17 protein-coding genes and 1 pseudogene are annotated in these 15,671 nt (G+C 44.0%); 13 read left to right on the top strand and 5 right to left on the bottom strand.

Annotated features, from left to right (window positions below; translation table 11 throughout):
• Window positions 1–45: 45 nt before the first annotated feature.
• The 3 genes from brnQ to EXW93_RS10840 all read right to left on the bottom strand — a co-directional run bounded on the left by brnQ (window position 46) and on the right by EXW93_RS10840 (window position 2,990).
• Complete coding sequence (gene brnQ / locus EXW93_RS10850; protein ID WP_174316454.1) at window positions 46–1,371, bottom strand: branched-chain amino acid transport system II carrier protein; 1,326 nt, start codon at window positions 1,369–1,371, stop codon at window positions 46–48.
• 346 nt (window positions 1,372–1,717) lie between these two features.
• Window positions 1,718–2,011, bottom strand: a complete 294-nt coding sequence (locus EXW93_RS10845) for a hypothetical protein (RefSeq protein WP_023468871.1) — start codon at window positions 2,009–2,011, stop codon at window positions 1,718–1,720.
• Window positions 2,012–2,258: 247 nt separating this feature from the next.
• Window positions 2,259–2,990: a hypothetical protein gene (locus tag EXW93_RS10840; protein WP_023468870.1), complete on the bottom strand. Its 732-nt coding sequence runs from the start codon at window positions 2,988–2,990 to the stop codon at window positions 2,259–2,261.
• Window positions 2,991–3,122: 132 nt separating this feature from the next.
• Here EXW93_RS10840 and EXW93_RS10835 point away from each other — a divergent pair, with 132 nt between their 5' ends.
• The 8 genes and pseudogenes from EXW93_RS10835 to EXW93_RS10805 all read left to right on the top strand — a co-directional run bounded on the left by EXW93_RS10835 (window position 3,123) and on the right by EXW93_RS10805 (window position 8,915).
• On the top strand, window positions 3,123–3,680 hold the full coding sequence (locus EXW93_RS10835) for a GNAT family N-acetyltransferase (RefSeq protein ID WP_174316453.1): 558 nt from the start codon (window positions 3,123–3,125) through the stop codon (window positions 3,678–3,680).
• A gap of 8 nt (window positions 3,681–3,688) precedes the next feature.
• On the top strand, window positions 3,689–4,402 hold the full coding sequence (locus EXW93_RS10830; protein WP_174316452.1) for an alpha/beta fold hydrolase: 714 nt from the start codon (window positions 3,689–3,691) through the stop codon (window positions 4,400–4,402).
• Between the two features lie 17 nt (window positions 4,403–4,419).
• Window positions 4,420–4,680 (top strand): annotated as a pseudogene (locus tag EXW93_RS16650) (NifU N-terminal domain-containing protein); the annotation flags it as partial.
• A gap of 110 nt (window positions 4,681–4,790) precedes the next feature.
• Entirely contained in the window at window positions 4,791–5,579 is a 789-nt protein-coding gene (locus EXW93_RS10825; protein WP_371811221.1) for a virulence factor, read from the top strand.
• 359 nt (window positions 5,580–5,938) lie between these two features.
• Window positions 5,939–6,151, top strand: coding sequence for a hypothetical protein (locus EXW93_RS10820; RefSeq protein WP_023468866.1), 213 nt, complete (start codon window positions 5,939–5,941; stop codon window positions 6,149–6,151).
• An 80-nt stretch (window positions 6,152–6,231) separates the two neighbouring features.
• Window positions 6,232–6,675 carry a BsuPI-related putative proteinase inhibitor gene (locus EXW93_RS10815; protein ID WP_050677557.1) on the top strand — a complete coding sequence of 148 codons (444 nt, stop codon included), beginning with the start codon at window positions 6,232–6,234 and terminating at the stop codon, window positions 6,673–6,675.
• A 33-nt stretch (window positions 6,676–6,708) separates the two neighbouring features.
• Window positions 6,709–7,527, top strand: a complete 819-nt coding sequence (nadE, locus tag EXW93_RS10810; protein ID WP_174316451.1) for an ammonia-dependent NAD(+) synthetase — start codon at window positions 6,709–6,711, stop codon at window positions 7,525–7,527.
• 116 nt (window positions 7,528–7,643) lie between these two features.
• Complete coding sequence (locus EXW93_RS10805; RefSeq protein ID WP_174316450.1) at window positions 7,644–8,915, top strand: FAD-dependent oxidoreductase; 1,272 nt, start codon at window positions 7,644–7,646, stop codon at window positions 8,913–8,915.
• 49 nt (window positions 8,916–8,964) lie between these two features.
• On the opposite strand, the gene EXW93_RS10800 is transcribed toward EXW93_RS10805, so the two are convergent.
• Window positions 8,965–9,360 carry a disulfide bond formation protein B gene (locus EXW93_RS10800; protein ID WP_023468862.1) on the bottom strand — a complete coding sequence of 132 codons (396 nt, stop codon included), beginning with the start codon at window positions 9,358–9,360 and terminating at the stop codon, window positions 8,965–8,967.
• A 65-nt stretch (window positions 9,361–9,425) separates the two neighbouring features.
• Between EXW93_RS10800 and EXW93_RS10795 the strand changes: the two genes are divergently transcribed.
• The 5 genes from EXW93_RS10795 to EXW93_RS10775 all read left to right on the top strand — a co-directional run bounded on the left by EXW93_RS10795 (window position 9,426) and on the right by EXW93_RS10775 (window position 14,852).
• Complete coding sequence (locus tag EXW93_RS10795) at window positions 9,426–10,316, top strand: transcriptional regulator CcpC (RefSeq protein ID WP_023468861.1); 891 nt, start codon at window positions 9,426–9,428, stop codon at window positions 10,314–10,316.
• On the top strand, window positions 10,300–11,412 hold the full coding sequence (locus EXW93_RS10790; RefSeq protein ID WP_023468860.1) for an N-acetyldiaminopimelate deacetylase: 1,113 nt from the start codon (window positions 10,300–10,302) through the stop codon (window positions 11,410–11,412). The genes EXW93_RS10795 and EXW93_RS10790 overlap by 17 nt, the downstream gene beginning before the upstream one ends.
• A 234-nt stretch (window positions 11,413–11,646) precedes the next feature.
• Complete coding sequence (locus tag EXW93_RS10785; RefSeq protein ID WP_023468859.1) at window positions 11,647–13,044, top strand: cytochrome ubiquinol oxidase subunit I; 1,398 nt, start codon at window positions 11,647–11,649, stop codon at window positions 13,042–13,044.
• A gap of 12 nt (window positions 13,045–13,056) precedes the next feature.
• Window positions 13,057–14,079 carry a cytochrome d ubiquinol oxidase subunit II gene (locus EXW93_RS10780; RefSeq protein ID WP_023468858.1) on the top strand — a complete coding sequence of 341 codons (1,023 nt, stop codon included), beginning with the start codon at window positions 13,057–13,059 and terminating at the stop codon, window positions 14,077–14,079.
• Between the two features lie 104 nt (window positions 14,080–14,183).
• Window positions 14,184–14,852 (top strand): potassium channel family protein, encoded by a 669-nt coding sequence (locus tag EXW93_RS10775; RefSeq protein WP_023468857.1) that lies wholly within the window; start codon window positions 14,184–14,186, stop codon window positions 14,850–14,852.
• A gap of 38 nt (window positions 14,853–14,890) precedes the next feature.
• Here EXW93_RS10775 and EXW93_RS10770 read toward each other — a convergent pair whose 3' ends face one another.
• A complete protein-coding gene (locus EXW93_RS10770) occupies window positions 14,891–15,667 on the bottom strand; it encodes a Cof-type HAD-IIB family hydrolase (RefSeq protein WP_174316449.1) in 777 nt (258 codons plus the stop codon).
• Window positions 15,668–15,671: the final 4 nt, after the last annotated feature.

The following is a 15,671-nucleotide window of genomic DNA, read 5'->3' as shown; positions in this document are numbered from 1 at the left end:
TAGAACCATTTTGTTCATCATACCATAGCGATGAAAGCGGAATCACTAGCTAGCGCGTTTTTGTGTGATAGAAGCACTGGAAACGTGTCCAAACCATGAACTGATACCGAAGGCGATGAGTGTTGGGAATAACCATTCTAAACTTTGATCCACTAAAGGTAAGGATTGATAGAACGTCTTAAGATTTCCCGGGAAAAGCGAAAGTTGATTCAACGCACTACAGAATGAGAAGAAAATTGTTACACCAAGAGTTGATTGATAAACAACCGACTTACGACGGAACAGATGACGCATGAATGTCAATGCGATCAAGACGATGACGATTGGATAAAGGAACATCAATACCGGAACAGCAATGGATAACAATGTTTGCAATCCGACGATCGATACCGTAAGACCAAGAGCAGTCGTGAAGATACTTGCCGCTTTTAAAGATACACGGTTGGAAATCGTCATCATATATTCTGCAAATGCGGTGACGAGACCAACTGATGTCGTCAAACATGCAAGCAGAATTGCAAGACCAAGTACAGCTAAACCAATTGAGCCGAAGGCAGTATTTGCATAATGCTGAAGAAGTGCTGGACCATCAACTTTTCCGATGGCGGCAAATGTGTTACGTCCGATCATTCCAAGTCCGACATAGACGAGAGTCAAAGCAGTGGCAGCGATGATTCCGGCACGAGTGACGACTTTAAATTGTGCTTTTCGTTCATGAACGCCTCGGCTTTTCAATGTATGCAGTACGACGACACCAAATACCAAGGCGCCGAGTGCATCAAGCGTTAAGTATCCTTGAAGGAATCCTTGAATGAATGCCTGTCCAGTCGTCTCATATGCTTCGTTCGGTGAAGTGACGCTCGAGAGTGGCGAAATGATGCTACTGATGCTTAATGCAGCAAGAGCAATCAGTAATAATGGTGTGATGAAACGCCCGATGATCTCAAGTAATTTTCCTGGTCGTAGTACAAGATAAAGTGTGGCAAGGAAAAAGAGACTCGATGAGATGATCAACGTCATTTGTGAGGGAGCACCAAGAAATGGTACGACTCCGAGCTCATACGTGACAACCGATGTGCGCGGAATCCCGAAAAAGGGACCGATCGCAACATAGAGTGCGAACGTCAAGGCAGCACCTACAAAACGAGGGAGTGGTGCAGCAAGTGTTTTGATGCCACCTCCGATAGAGGCAACTGCAAGTAAGCCGAGCAAAGGAAGACCGACACCCGTTACGATAAAACCAAGGATGGCAGGAAGGAACTGTGAACCCGCAAGCGCACCGAGTTCCGGTGGGAAGATCAGGTTACCGGCACCGAAAAATAAAGCAAAAATCATAAATCCTAAAGCAAATGTATCTTTTGTTTTAAACATGTGTTGTCCTCCATTCATCCTAATTTCATAAAAAAAGCCTCATCCACTAAGTTTGTGGATAGGCGTCGTTTGCTCAGACGCCTTGTCGAAATGACGAAAAGGGCCTGGATCTTCATTTTCTCAAACGAGAAATGAATCTTCAGTCCCTACTCTTAATCACAATCAGTCGTTCTTGGATGAGCGTTGCGTGTGTCATGTTTAAAACCTCCTGTTTGAATTTTTCTAAGGATAACATGAAGAATTTAATAAAACAATATTTTCTGAAAATTCATCACCGAATTTTTGAAAATAAATAACGCCTCTAGTAGAGATGAGGTTCTCTACTAGAGGCGTTTCGGATTACATATCAGCTCGTTGCAATCGAGCGCGTTTTTTTGTGGCGTTTCAATTTATGGAGGAGCCAAGCGTGAACGACCTCACAGGATTGACGTGGTAACGTCAGTTCAACAAGCGATTCCTGCTGTTGCCCTCTAATGATGAAAAGTCCATTTTCTTCATCGACAGGGGCGATGGTCATTGAACTCGCTTCATTCAGCGACAATTTCACTTCACCGAGTGTCGCATCCTTTAATTTCAGGATGTTCCCATTTGTCGCAAATTTCGTGAATGAGCCAATTCCGTTCACTTTTAACTGATCCATATTGAATTCCTCCTTCTGCTGATTCCAGTACTATCCCTATAAAAAACAGGGTCTAACTTCTATCTTGAAAAGGTTATCCTAATTATAGCGAAGTCTTCACAAGATGCTAGTCTTATTTTGTGTGAAAATTCGAAAAATTTTTTAACAATATTGTCATATGGATAGGAATACCTGTTAAGAGGCAATCGTGATATGAAATTCAAATAGAACAAAAGCATCCTTTTCCAAAAGAAAAAGATGCTAAAGGTCAATCTAACTCAAAACTCCATTTCTTTTTGCGACAAACAAGCGATCCACGTCGAAGGATCGATTCTTTCTCTGCTTCAAAATCTTCATGTAATACGTTCATGTCTTCGTACCGTCCTGCTACATAGACGGGAATCGTGATATTTCTTGAGAAAACAGACCGTTTTGCACTTTCGAAATCAATCAATACTCCTTCTTTGAGAAGATGACGGATATGAATCATGATTTCAGCTGTTAAAGCGATCGAGGCGACGGATCGTGCGTGCTGACGAAATTTCCGTTGTACGAGATCAGAGATAAGTTGTTCTACCCGTGACCAATCCTTCAAGTAAACAGAAGCATGAAGACCATCGTGTTCGCTAAAATAGACCAGTTCATTCTCGATCGAGTCAAGGAAAGGAAGCGGTGTCCCTCGTTTCATATGCATTAAAAATAATAACTCCGCGATTTCGACATCCGTCAATACATCGAGCGAATGGGAGGAGCGAATATCAATAGCAGTTAAAGGATGACGCTGGACATCCGTTGATTGTGAAAACTGTTCGATCTCATGCGCTTCGATGTAATGAAGCATCGTTCGAAATGATTGTTTCGTCTGTTTGAAATCACTTCCTGAAATGAGTAAAGGACGTTTCAAATCGACGGCTGCGGCGAAATCAGAGAAATGTACTCCTGACATCGTCAATCGTTGATTTTCCTCGTCCTCATATAAGTAAAGTAACGCACTCGACATACCACTTCGCTTCCTTTCCATGACTAACTACTTCATAATTTAATAGTAGCAAAACTTCGAAATGCCTGAAAGGATATTTACTTCTGAAAACGGGCATACTACATAGAGAAGCATAAAGAGAGGTGATGGAGCATGTGGGGCTTGCGAAAGCCTTTTCCGGAATTGCGGACCGAGCGCTTCATATTACGTGAGCTCGAAAACCGTGACGCACGCGAATTGTTTAAAATCCTATCGGACGATAAAGTCATGTATTATTACGGATCAGATCCGCTCGTGACGGTCTATGAAGCTAAAAATGTCATCAGTTACTTTAAAGAACAGTTCACGCAAGGTAAAGCGATTCGCTGGGCAATTGCTGATGCACAAACGAATCAATTGATCGGTACAATCGGTTTTCATAATTGGCTGTCTCAATACCATCGGGCTGAAATTGGTTTTGAAGTTAGTCAAGATTATTGGCAACGTGGTGTCGCTTCGGAAGCGGCAAGAGCTGTTCTGACATATGGCTTTGAAGAATTTGCTCTCCATCGAATCAGCGCCCTCGTCGCACCTGAAAACCTCGCTTCTAACGCATTGGTTCAAAAATTAGGATTCAAAGCAGAAGGATTACTAGAAGATTATGCATACAGTCATGGTCGTTTCATGGATTTGACGATTTACCGTATGCTCGCATCTGAATGGAAGGGATGAGGTAGTCAATGGAAAAACAAACACTCGTACTCCTGCATGGATTTACAGGAGGAACAGATTATTTTAATCGGGTAGAGGCAAATTTACGACATTCCTTTGATGTATTACCACTAAGTTTACCGGGGCATGAGGGACTTGATGTTGGTCCGGATACGATTGAAGGCTTTGCCGAATGGGTCATGCATGAACTTGATCGACGTGGTATCGAAAAGCCGATCATCATCGGGCATTCATTTGGTGGATACATCACAGCTGCAATCGTAGAAGGGTATGCGGATCAAATCAGTGGATACGGTCTCGTGTACTCGACAGCTAAAGCAGATGATGAACAAGCGAAACAAAAACGAAATCAAAACATCACGCGCGTTGAAGAAGTCGGTGTTAGAGAATTCGTCAATGGTCTTGTTCCATCCTTATTCGCTGAAGGGGCAGATGAGTTCGCTGTCGCTGAAGCACTTGAGATCGGGTACATGATGACGGTCGAAGGAGCTATCCGTGCGCTCTCTGCGATGCGAGATCGGCGAGATATGACGAAGGTCTTGACGAGGTCAAACGTGAAGGGTGTCATCATTCACGGCACGAAAGATCAACTGATTTCAGAGGAAAGCGCATTTGCACCAAAGAATGATCATCTCATACATCGGTCAACAGACAGTGGACACATGGGGATGCTTGAGACACCGGATGCTTTCGTTGCAATCATCGAAGAAGCATTCAAGTAAGTTTTTGCCCTACGGTCATGTCTGTAGGGCATTTGCTTTGCATTTCAGATGAGATATCTGAAATGATAGAAGTGGAGGGGATACACATGAAAATCGTAGCGATTGAACCAACACCAAGTCCAAATAACATGAAAGTCATCGTTGATGAGGTCTTTTCGGAAAAGGGACAGACATTCGAGCATGCCTTTGGCGCACCGGAACACATTCAGCGATTACTTGAAATACCTGGCGTTAAGTTCGTTTATCAGGTCAGTGACTTTTTATCGATCGAGCGTTATCCGAAATATGATTGGCGCTCGCTTGTCATCGATATACGACGTGCGTTCGGTGAAACGTTGAATGATGTTGAACAGCACGAGACAGATGCTGAGTATGAGCCTGTCCATCTATTCGTGCAGTTCATTTTAGGCGTACCGATGCAAATCAAAGGTGTGAAAGGATTAGAAGAAAACGAGAAGGGCTGTCGGAACGTTTCCGAGAAGCAGCGCTATTCGTCCAACCATTCGTTCAGAATGTCATTAGCGATCGACGCTGGGTGGAACAAGCACCTCGATACGGAGATCTTGACGAAAGTTTGCGTGAAGTAGCGAATGAGATTGAGATTGCATATCCAGTCGAACGTATCGAACGTCTCAAGTCGCTCGCAGCAGGAGAAGATATTACGTTTAGCGGTCAAGCGATTCAATCATCCGATTGGAAAGAACGATTCGCGGCGCTCGATGAACTACCTGTTGAGATGGAGTGGGTTCCAGCTTATGCTCGCCTGTTACAGGATGAGAAGATGCAAATTCGGCGTCAAGCGATTGTAAAGCTTGGGATGTTCGAAGATCACCGAGAAGAACTGTTAGAGTATTTGACGAGTGCACTGCATGATCCGTCAGGGATCGTTCGCCGGACAGCAGGCGATACGATTTCAGATTGGGCGATGCCAGAAGCTGAACCAATGATGATGGAAGCGTTAGCGGATAAAAATAAATTAGTACGCTGGCGAGCTGCTCGCTTCCTGTTTGATGTCGGAACGGAACAGTCGATTCCAAGACTGCGTGAAGCAATCCGAGACCGGGAATATGAAGTGGCTCTACAAGCCGAACTCGCATTAACGCGGATCGAGAGTGGGGAAGAAGCACTAGGAACGGTTTGGCAGCAAATGAATCGAATGATAGATGAAAGTTCATGAGAACTTAAAAAATAATTGGGTGAGAGAATCATTCGACAAAATGAGTCACTAATTGTCTAGGTATATATTCCCTGTTTCCTAAAAATACTGGTAAAATAATCAAAATCATGTTGTCATCTTTTGAAATCGAAATGAAATGTGTTGGAAATGCTTATTAAAACGCTTGCATCTAACAACTAAACGGATTATTCCAAAATATCCCTGATGAAATTGAAATATTGTTTTGAAATGAAATGTCGAATGACAATTTTCTTCTTTTTTCTGCCCTTTGGTACAGTTAACCTACAATAACGAATTCGGAACATGTAGGTCATCTCTTGGCTGGGCATTATGAATGAGAAAAGGGGAGAATCGGGGATATGTTACTTTTCGCTGAAACTGATTTAGCAGTAGGATACAAGGAACGGACAAAAACAGGGGTATATGTAACGATCGAAACAATCGACAGTCGTACAATCACATTAGTCGCACCAGCAAACGCGGCAGAAGATATTTGTGACGAACTGTTTGCGACAGGATTAGAGCAATTGTTTTCATTCAAGATGAATCCATCGACTTTACCTGTGGCATAAGCGGATAAACGTGCGAGAGAGGAGAATCCTCTCTCGCTTTTTTTTGTGATAAAATTAATAAAGATAAAAGGAGGGATGAGATGAAACGTCTCGTTTTCATTCTGCTACTGCTTACTGTTTGTTTAGCAGGTTGCCAAGAAAAGAAACAACAGGCAACAACCACGAACGAACCGATTCAAATCGCAGTCAAAACGACAAAGCAGGACGACATGATGCAATTAGACATTTCTTTAACGAATCCAAATGATCACAGTGTGAACGTGACGTATCCTTCCTCACAACGTTTTCAGGCTCAATTGATTGATGCGAAACAACACGTAACGTATGATTTTGAGAAAGAGCAAGTATTCACGCAAGCGATTGAAAAGGATACGTTCACGAAACGTGAAACGAAACAGTATACGGTTGAATTACCGATCTCCTCTTTAGGTGATAGCACGGAAGTTCGCGTATCGACAATCCGTCAATTCAAGGGAGCAAGTGCAAAACAAACGACGGATCAACAAATGATTGATTCAAAATGACGATCAACACAATGTGAAGGAGTGAAGCGATTCATGCAAAAAGAAATCATCCAAGTAACAGGAGTAAAGCCTGTCATTGACCCAGCACAAGAAGTAAACGAGCGGGTAGCCTTCTTGAAAGCGTATCTCAAGCATACAGGAGCAAAGGGATTCGTATTGGGCATCTCAGGGGGACAAGATTCTTCGCTCGCAGGTCGTCTGTGCCAACTGGCAGTTGAAGAGTTGCGAAAAGAAGAGGGGAAAGATGTCGCATTTTATGCGGTCCGCTTGCCTTACGGGGAACAACAAGATGAAGCAGACGCACAGACAGCCTTGACGTTCATTCAACCAGATCATTCGCTTCGTGTGAACATTAAACCAGCGGTCGAAGCATCGATGCAGGCGTTCAAAGAAGCGACAGGTGCAGAACTTTCCGACTTTAATAAAGGAAATACGAAAGCGCGAGAGCGAATGAAAAGTCAATATGATTTAGCCGCTCATTATGGCTGTTTAGTCGTTGGAACGGATCATGCAGCTGAATTCGTGACGGGATTCTACACGAAACATGGTGATGGTGCATGTGATTTGACGCCATTGACGGGACTGAACAAACGGCAAGGGAAACAACTGTTACGTTACTTGAACGCACCAGAAGTATTGATTGAAAAAATTCCGACAGCAGATCTTGAAGAAAATCGTCCGGCACTACCAGACGAAGTGGCACTCGGAATGACATACGAAGAAATTGATGATTACTTGGAAGGTAAGACGATTTCAGAAGCAAGTCAAGAAAAGCTAGAGATGCAGTATAAACGTGTTGGGCATAAGCATCATATGCCCGTCTCACCACTCGACGAATGGTGGAAAGCATAATCAAGAATAACGAGGTGTGATTTCATGATTGAAATCACGCCTTTTTTTCATGTTCTTCGATTCTTCTTCAATCGTTATGGGAAAAGAAGAGAAACGATGATTGAGGAGGCGGGAGTATGACGATTGGTATCATAGGTGGAGGGTTATCCGGCTTGACGGCAGCAGCATTGTTCGCAAAACAAGGAACACCGGTCACGCTCTGGGATGCTGGATTGCTCGGAGGACGTGCCACCTCTCAAACCGTAAAAGGATTTACGTTTAATTACGGTGCTCATGCGATTTATGGACGCGATCAATCGATTCTTCGCAAATTAACGAAACAGCTTGGTATCGAAGTGACGTGGCTGGATTTCTCAGCGAGTCGTGCGAAATATGAGTTTTCAGGTCATTTGACGGCAGTTCCTGCGAATGCCTGGGGATTATTGAAAACAGAAGTCATCGAAGGAACGAACAAAGTACGTTTTACATGGGAAATCATTAAAACGATTTTACGAGTCGAACGAGGGGATCCGCAACAATCGATCGGGCAATGGTTAAAAACAGAACGAGTCGATGAACAAGTGGCACAGTTGATGCTTGATTTGGCATCAACGAACTTTTTTACGGCAGAACCCGAAAAAATTCCGTCAGACGTCTATTTCGAGTATTATCAAAAACTTTTTCGGACGCGAAAGCCTGTCTCATACATCGAAGGAGGATGGCAAGGGTTAGTACAGGAGTTGGAACGGATCATTCTTGAGAACCGCGGAGAGATTCTGAAAAAAACAAAAATAACAGCAGTCGAATCGACTACGACAGGATTCTTAGTACGTGATCGAAAGAAACAAGAATGGAACGTCGAACGGATCATCTTTGCCGTACCACCGCGTGAAATCTTAAAAATGGCGACCCCAACTGCCATTCAACGATTTGTTACACCGTATGCAAGTCATGAACCGGTAGAAGTATTCGTGTATGATCTTGGACTTCATCCGTATATCCAAACACCGTATTCATACATCTACGACCGTTCGCATCGAGCGTTCATCACGGATTTATCACATTATGATGCAAGTCTTGCACCGAAGGATGGTCAAGTCCTTCAAGCAATCGCCTATCTTGAACACGATCGACTTGAGGATCCTGATTATATTGGACATGTCCGAACAGGAATCGAACAGATGCTTGACGTTCATTTTACAGATTGGAGACAACGTATCGTCGCAGAACGAACGATCAAACGAGCAGTCGTACAAGAAATCAAATGGAAAATGGGACAAACGCCGCTTGCGACTCACATTCCGGATCATGCAGGTGTCGCTTTCGTCGGGGACTGGTGTGAAGGTACGGGACAACTCTCAGAGCTTGCGTTCTCAAGCGCCGTCAGCGTCTTCAATCGATGGACGTGATGTCAAACGACAAAAAAGAGAAGTCGAATCGACTTCTCTTTTTTGTATCTTACGCTTCATTGTTCGAACGTGCTGGATAGAACGCTAGAATCAAGAGTAATGTAAAGGCAATGAGACTCATCATCGGGATCGTCAAGAAACCAAAATAGTTGACCCATTTGATGAGACAGCCACTCGTACATAACGCTTCGCCATCGGGTAAGCGCTCAAGGATGACGTGGTACAAGGCGACACCAAAGCCGGCAAGCACATACAGGCGGACGAAGAGCGGATCGATCGTTTTCGACCGGAATAGCGAGATGAGCAAATAAAAGGCTGTCGTATACATGAATAGTCGTTGCCACCAACAGAGAGGGCAAGGGATGAATCCGCGAATTTCACTGAAATAGAGACTGCCAAGCGTTGCAATCGTTGAGATGATGAACATAAAATGATAGCGTGTCATATGTATCGTCCTTTCTAACGTGTTAAACTAATGCCATCTTATATCATGAGGAGTCGAATCTCACATTGCAAGTGTCGGAAATGGAAATGTTGATCACCTTATCGGAAGAATTGAATATGAGGCGCGCTGCTGAACGATTATTCGTCTCGCAACCTGCGCTTAGTCAACGTCTCGTTGCGATTGAAAGACGCTGGGGAACAAAGTTATTCATTCGTTCATCGCGTGGGTTAAGCATCACACCACAAGGAGAAAAAGTAATCGGTCTCGCAAAAGAGATGAATCGGAAGGAACTTGAGTTAAAAAGTGAATTGACGGCAGAAGAGGGTGCCGTTTATGGAACGCTTCGGATTGCCGTCGCTTCCATCATGGGGCAATATTGGCTCCCGCGTGTCTTGAAACGATTCGTTGAGCGTTATCCGCATGTCCGTGTTCAGCTTGTCACGGGATGGTCCAGTGAGATGATGCGTCATATGTTAGAGGAACATTTTCATATCGGGATCATTCGTGGAAACCCGGACTGGAAAGGTGTTAAAGAACGTCTTTTCTCGGATCCGCTCTATTTAGTCGATAGTGAGTTGACGTCAATCGAACAGTTACGCGTGACGGATCGACCATTCATCCAGTTCAAGAGTGATTCAACGTACTATCAAGAAATTTTAGAATGGTGGCAAGATCGGTTCGCAAGTCCGCCATCGCGGACTCTGGTCGTCGATCAAATCGAGACATGTAAGCAGATGGCTCTACATGGAATTGGATTTGCGATTTTACCCGAATCGACGATCCAACAATCAAATGAAGTCATGCAGCTTCCGTTAAAAACATCATCTGGAAAGGTATTAAAGCGAGATACATGGATTTTGTCTACGGAATCGATGCTTGAACTAAAACAAGTTCAAGCATTTTGGGATATCGTAAAAGAAGAAGGAGGAAGTCAGTCAGATGGAATACGCCATTGAAATGCGGCGCGCGCTTCATAAAATACCAGAACCAGGGTTCAAGGAATTTAAGACGCAAGCTTTTATATTGGAACAAATTCGTGCTTATCCACCAGATCGTGTCACGTATGACACGTTTGAAACGGGTGTTTTCGTTCGAGTGAAAGGATTGACTGGAAATCGGACGATTGGATACCGGGCAGACATTGATGGGTTACCAATCGAAGAAGCGACAGGTCTTCCATTTTGCTCGGAACATCCAGGCTTCATGCATGCCTGTGGTCACGATATGCACACGTCGATTGCGTTGGGATTGATGAAACGAATCATTGAATTGCCGGTCATGGATGATGTCGTCTTTTTATTCCAACCAGCGGAAGAAGGTCCGGGCGGGGCAGAACCGATGATTAAAAGTCCGTTGTTTGAAAAATATCGTCCAAGTGAGATGTATGGTCTTCACGTCGCACCGGAGTATCCAGTCGGTACGATTGCAAGCCGTCCCGGCGTCTTGTTCGCGAGTGCTCGAGAAGTCCATATCACGATCTATGGTCAAAGTGGTCACGCGGCATTTCCTCATTTGACGATTGATACGGTCGTTGCGCAAGCAGCCTTGATCATGCAATTGCAAACAATCGTCAGCCGATCCATCAATCCGATGAACTGTAGCGTCATCACGATCGGAAAGGTCGATGCCGGGATTCGAGAAAACGTCATCGCCGGTAGAGCTGTTCTTGACGGTACGATGCGCGCACTCAACGGGGAAGACATGGAAAAACTGGAACGACGCGTTCGTGACATCATCCGGGGAATCGAAGCTTCCTTTGGCGTCAAGATTGATCTGCAATTCGGAAATCGTTATTACGAGGTCGTCAATGACCGACACATCGTTGATAAATTTTCATCATTCGTTAAGATGAATGCGAACTATATTGAATGTGATGCAGCAATGACAGGAGAAGACTTTGGATTCATGTTGAAGGAAATTCCAGGGATGATGTTTTGGCTTGGAGTCGACAATCCGACATCTGGACTTCATCAACCAACCTTGAATCCAGATGAATCCGCTATTCCATTTGTGATTGATTTACTCGATCATTATTTCCGAGAATATGTTTAAAAAGTTTTATGAAATAATAAAGGACATTAAGCTTTCCCTTTCGAAATCAAGAATGGGAAAGCTTTTTATATATGTAAGAATAGGAGTTTTCGAACATTTTGTGAAAAAAATCACGTGCACATGTGAACAATTTGTTACATCAAACATTATAAACAGACATAAAGGGTTATGTTCTCTATGATACGGTTATAGACCATATAGAGAAGTATGTTTTAGGAAGAGGGGGCTATATACATGTTCAATGATCCCGTATTGCTCAGTCGATTGTTGACAGGGCTCACATTAGCGTTTCATATTATATTCGCGACGATTGGCGTCGGGGTACCACTCATGGTACTCGCAGCTGAATTCATCGGTCTGAAACGCAAAGATCCGGATTATATTTTATTAGCAAGACGGTGGACGCGTGGATACGTCGTTACCGTCGCAGTCGGTGTCGTGACAGGGACGGCCATCGGATTGCAATTATCACTACTTTGGCCGTCACTCATGCAAGTGGCTGGTCAAACGATCGCACTACCGCTATTTATGGAAACATTCGCATTCTTCTTTGAAGCGATTTTCCTCGGTATTTATCTGTACACGTGGGATCGGTTCAAAAACCCATGGTTACACTGGTTGATCGGGATTCCGGTCGTCATTGGTGCGACAGCATCAGCATTCTTCATTACGACGGTCAACTCCTTCATGAACTCACCAGAAGGATTTAAGATCGTCAACGGAACGCTAACGCAAATTGAACCATTGAAAGCAATGTTCAATACAGCAACACCTACAAAAGCAACACACGTCATCGTATCGGCTTATTTAACAGTCGCATTCATCTTGGCGGCAATCGCGGCGTTCCACTTACTCCGCAAAAAAACACTCTCAGCAGCGGAAACAGCGTATCACAAAAAAGCACTTCGCTTAACGGTCATGGCTGGATTGATTTTTGCCTTCTCGACGGCACTTGTCGGGGACTTCTCAGGGAAATACTTGGCGAAATACCAGCCAGAGAAACTCGCAGCTGCTGAATGGCATTTTGAAACGACAAGTGAAGCCGAGTTGATCTTCGGTGGGATACTTGATCAGCAAGAAGACGGCAGTTATGAAATCAAGGGTGCCGTCAAAATCCCATATGCACTCTCAATTCTTGCGGGTGGAGCTCCAGATACAGAAGTCATTGGTCTAAATGAGTTCGCAAAAGAAGATCAAGCACCGCTGATCGTTCACTATTTCTTCGATATCATGGTTTCGATTGGTATGTATTTGGCTGCCATCTCTGCCTTGTTCATCTTGGCATTCCGTTTGAAAAAATTAAATCCTTATAACAAATGGATTTTAAGAGGTGTCTTCATCGGTGGACCTCTGGCGATGATTTCAATTGAAGCAGGTTGGATGTATGCTGAAATTGGTCGTCAACCTTGGACACTTTACGGCATCATGCGGACAGCAGATGCGGCGACGACATCAACTGCCGTCGGTCCGATGTTGATTCTATTCAGTGCCTTGTACTTGATGCTCGGTACGATTTGTACAGTCGTATTATTACGGATGTTCAAGAAAAACCCGGTTGGAAAAGAACTTCAAGAACTTGCTGAAAACCACCACGCACGTGGGGAAGCTATGTTCGTGGATGATAACAAGTAAGGAGGGAACGATTTGGACGTTCAAACACTAGGAATTACGGTCCTTTGGACTTTCCTGTACGGATATCTCATCGTTGCCTCAATTGACTTCGGTGCTGGATTTTACGCCTTTTATTCAAAATATACGAAGCGGGATCATTTAACGAATCGATTGATTCTTCGTTATCTCTCACCAGTGTGGGAGGTAACGAATGTCTTCTTCGTATTCTTCTTCGTCGGATTAGTCGGGTTCTTCCCGGATACCGCTTACTATTTCGGTACGGCACTACTCGTGCCAGCCTCGATCGTTCTCGTATTGATTGCGATTCGTGGTAGTTTCTATGCATTCGCCAATTATGGATCAAATGACAGCATGTTCTATACGTTCTTATATGGAGCAACTGGTCTATTGATTCCGGCGGCGATGTCAACGACATTGACGATCAGTCAAGGTGGATTCATTCGTAAAACGAATGAAACGGTTGAGTTTTTAGGAACAAAATTATTTACGAACTTTTACTCTTGGTCGGTCGTAGCACTCGCTATCGTATCCGTCCTCTATATCAGTGCGATGTTCCTCTTGTTCTATGCAGATAAAGCGAAGGATGAAGGGGCTACGCCATTGATTCGTAAGTGGGCGCTCTTCTGGAGTGGTCCGACGATTCTAGTCTGTGCACTCGTCTTCTTTGGATTGAAAAATCAAGCGGCATGGCACTATGAGAACATCTTAAACGGGAACTGGTGGTGGTTCGCTGCTAGTTTCATCTTCTTCCTCGTTGCGGTGACACTCGTCTACATGAAGAAGAATTACGGAATTGCCTTCGTCGCGGTCATGCTACAGTATGGAGTGGCATGGTTTGGTTACGGTTATACGCACTTACCATATATCTTGTATCCATATATCGATATCAACAAAGCGGTCGTTAACGAAACAATGGCTTCCGCACTCGTCGTTGTCTTCATCTTCGGACTCTTACTCTTGATTCCGGCGTTGTACTTGATTTTACGACTCTTCTTGTTCGATAACGATTATGTACGTGGGAAATCCTCAAAATAATGGATGAATACACGCCTCTGCGAATCGCAGGGGCGTTTATAGTATTTTTAAATTGAATCAGGTACACTACTAAAGAAGAGCGATTGTGAAGGAGAGTTGTGAAAATGAATGGAGAGTTTGCAGTAATTGGACTAGGGCGCTTTGGTGGCTCGATTGTCCGTGAATTATCGAAAAATGGGTACGATGTCTTAGCGATTGACTCCGACGAGGAGCGCGTCAATGAATTCATGGGAATTGCGACGCATTCCGTCATCGCGGACACGACGGATGAGAACGTCTTAAAAAGTCTAGGAATCCGAAACTTCGACCATGTCATCGTTGCCATCGGGGAAAATATTCAAGCATCTATCTTGACGACATTGATCTTAAAAGAGCTCGGGGTACAATCGATCACCGTTAAAGCGACGAACGATTACCACGAAAAAGTATTACGAAAAATCGGAGCAGATTTCATCGTTCACCCCGAACGGGATATGGGAGTCCGGATTGCAAATGGTTTAATGAGTTCCAATATTCTTGACTATCTCGATTTATCTCAAGAATTTTCGATCGTTGAAATTAAAGTTAGTGATCGGATGGCAAAACAAACATTGATTGACCTGGATCTACGGAGCAAATACGGAGCGAACGTTGTCGCCATTAAACGTGGAGAAAACGTTCTGATTTCTCTACAAGCTGACGAAATGATTGAAAAAGGGGACTACCTCGTCGTCATTGGTGAAAATGAGGACCTCGACCGTCTAGAGCGTGCGATTCATAAAGTGAAGAACTAAAAAAAGCTGAGGCGCGCCTCAGCTTTACATTTACTTAATTAAATGAGTTGGAATTCTTTTAATCCGTGTGCGATACCGTCCTCAAGGATGGGTTTCGTGACATAGTCAGCGGCAGCTTTCGTTTCTGGAAGTCCGTTGCCCATTGCAATACCCGTTCCGACGTAGCGAAGCATCTCTAGATCGTTTAAAGCATCACCAAATGCAAAGGTATCTTCGCGGCGAATATTCGTCAATTTCAGGAACTGTTTGATCCCTTCTGCTTTCGAAGAACCGACATTGATGACATCCATTGCATGTGGGTGCCAACGAATGAAATCGAATGCGTCATACCGTTTAACATAATCCGCTTCTTCTTCGGCCGTACAGTAGACGAGCGTTTGGAAAACATCATGCGATAAGAAAGCTTCTTCATCGTGAATCGGCAACGGCATATCAAGCTCCCCGAGTGAATCGACGACATGAACATCATTTGATTTCGTCGTGAAGCCTTTTGTTTCGCCAAGATAAACGAGTGTATGCCCGTTTTCTTTCGCTTGTTGCGTTAAATGCGTTAAATCCGTCTTAGGTTGTGGACGTTTGTAGATGATTTCATTTTGATGAACGACGATTTGCCCGTTATAGCCGATAATCGTATCGATGTTGAGTAGTTCACGGATTCCAGACAACATCGCAGGTCCGCGTCCAGTTGCAAGGGCTACATAGACACCATTTTCTTGAAGCTTACGAATTGCCTGTTTTGTTGATTCCGGAACAAAATGACCATCATGCAATAAGGTTCCGTCGATATCGAAAAAGACGACTTTCTGATTTGCCATGGTT

The organism is Exiguobacterium sp. JMULE1 (genome assembly GCF_013337175.1).
In the GTDB taxonomy this organism is placed as follows: domain Bacteria; phylum Bacillota; class Bacilli; order Exiguobacteriales; family Exiguobacteriaceae; genus Exiguobacterium_A; species Exiguobacterium_A indicum.
Note: the sequence above shows the minus strand (reverse complement) of the source record. Positions and strands in the feature narration are given on the sequence as shown.